This is a genomic window from Weissella sp. DD23 (assembly GCF_001579105.1).
Lineage (GTDB): Bacteria > Bacillota > Bacilli > Lactobacillales > Lactobacillaceae > Weissella > Weissella cibaria.
The window spans coordinates 494,377-496,729 of the sequence record NZ_KQ970390.1 but is presented as its reverse complement, the minus strand read 5'-3'; the positions used below and the strand labels follow the sequence as shown (position 1 = coordinate 496,729).

General features: G+C 43.3%; 2 protein-coding genes. Both read left to right on the top strand.

Translation table 11 applies throughout. From position 1 onward, the window contains the following. Positions 1-788, top strand: a 788-nt coding sequence (locus WEIDD23_RS02415) for a VOC family protein (protein WP_242865397.1), incomplete at its 5' end; no start/stop codon positions are given. Between the two features lie 1,070 nt (positions 789-1,858). Continuing rightward, a partial coding sequence (locus WEIDD23_RS02410) for an ATP-binding cassette domain-containing protein (RefSeq protein WP_156469551.1) occupies positions 1,859-2,353 on the top strand: 495 nt, incomplete at its 3' end.

The following is a 2,353-nucleotide window of genomic DNA, read 5'->3' as shown; positions in this document are numbered from 1 at the left end:
ACGGTAAGATGTTCTTCTCAGGTATTCACTACTCAATTCCTGAGGGATCAACGCAATACTGGTTGGACCGTTTTGCCGAAAAGGGCTTGAAGGCTGAAGTTGACGCTATGGGACGTATCCGTACGGCTGACTTTGAAGACTTGCCAATCCGTATGCAAGAAACTGAGGGTAAGAACTTTGACTGGCACATCAACTACATGTCAGATGTTCCGGCTGAGTTCCAAATCACTGGCGTAATCGGTGCTGAATTGCACGTACCAGATGTTGCTGCAACGGGTCGTTTCTTCGAAGAGTTGTTGGAAATCCCAGTTAAGGGTAACATCATTGATTTGGATGGTGTTGAAGCAATCGAATTGGTACAAACTGCTGAAGATGCACCTAACTCACGCTTTGGTAAGGGTTCAACTGACCACTACGCTTTGGGTGTTGAGTCAGAAGAAGATTTGAAGTACTACTGGGAGCGTGCAAAGGCCTTGGGCTTCAAGCGTGAAGTCTTCATCGACCGTGGTTACTTCCGTTCAGCTTACTTCATCGAGCCTGGTGGAAACCGTATCGAATTGGCAACGACTAACCCAGGATTTACGTTGGATGAGTCATTGTTCGACTTGGGTACGACGTTTGCTTTGCCACCACGTTTCGAAGCTTCACGTCAAGAATTGCTTGACCACTACGCTAAGAAGGGTGTCTTCTTTGACGAAGTAAAGCCATACACAGGAACTGGTCACTTGGAGAACGGCGGCAAGATCCGCGCCATCCACGATGAGAACGGAAACACGCGCAACGATTAATAAAAGCCTATTATACCGGCGTTTGTGGCCGTTCGTGTCACAATATGTCACCAAAACTAGGTGAAAATGATTTTAGAGAGGATTGCATCTGACGGTGCAATCCTTTTTTGTATATTAGTGAATATATTATGTAAGTTGTAGTCAAATACTAAGTGATTAATTGCGTTCTGATCCATTTTTGGCACCTGTTCAAGGTGATGTTAATGAAGAGTGGCTAAAACGTTTTGAGATGTATTCAACTGGCACTTTTTTGAGTCAGTTACGATACATGAGTGTGTCGTAATTCATGAACTTTGACTTGCTTAACAGAGATTACGTTGAAAAATGAACGAGGTGTGTTATTATAAATGCATACAAAAAGCCCGCCGAAGGGGCAAGCTTCAGCGGACGACAGGTTCCTAGGAATTGATTGATTAAGTGCCTATCACTGACGTGGTGGGCGCTTTTCTTTTGTCTCGAAGTTCACTCGTTTGATTGCGACGTATAACGTAGCAATGGCTCGAATGATTTTCGGCGATGTTAAGATAAGCACGATCAGCGCAGCCCAAGGACTGGCCTCAACGAAACTAACCATACAATACCCTCTGGATAATCTTAGGAAACATGTTGTTTACCCTCCTTGGTTCCTAGTAAGTTACTGAAGGTGGGCAGGGACGTTATGAACCTAGACACACTGCCGCGGTTGCGCAGGGGATCAATCCTTTGCAACCACGGTATCTAGTATGAATTAGTTTGAGGGCACTGTAAACAGGATAACAAATGTAGAATTTCTTAATCTTGAACAAGAATATTTCTAAAAAGTAATCAATATAGACAATACAATTAATCGTTACTCGGGATAACATAGATTATGTAAACTAGAAAGCGGTTATTGTTGACCAGCTAAAGTTAACCTGGCATAATATAGACAATTAAAAGAACACGAGGTAAGGTCCATTGCGCAATTAAGCTGATTTCAAGTTGATAGATACTATCGGTGAGATTGGTTTTAGTGTGGACTTTTGCGTGTGTCAACAAACATGCTTTTTGAAGTGCCTTCAATCTCATCGTCATCGAGATTGGAGGCTTTTATGCTACAAGGACAAATTCAAAATCTTACTAAGCAGATTAATGGCGATACGCTATTCGAAATTGATCATATCACGATTCCGCAGACAGGCATTGTTGCCATCGTTGGTGAGAACGGTGCAGGCAAGACAACGCTGCTAAACATACTACGAGGAGTGGACACAGATTATTCCGGCACCGTCACATTACCAGGTTTTATGGCTTTTGTGCCACAAATTAATACGGTAGATGGGGAGTCTGGTGGTGAAATGACGAGACGACTGATTAGTGAAGCATTAGTCAGTCGACCAGATGTTTTAATTCTCGACGAGCCAACATCACATTTGGATACCGCACATCAAGCGTGGTTAATTAAGTCACTTCGCCATTTTAAGGGGTTGGTAATTTTAGTCTCGCACAACCGGGCGTTTCTGCGTGAAGTTGCAATGACGGTTTGGTCTTTTGAAAATGGGAAGGTCACCGCTTTCAATGGCAACTATGAGGGATATTTAGCTGAG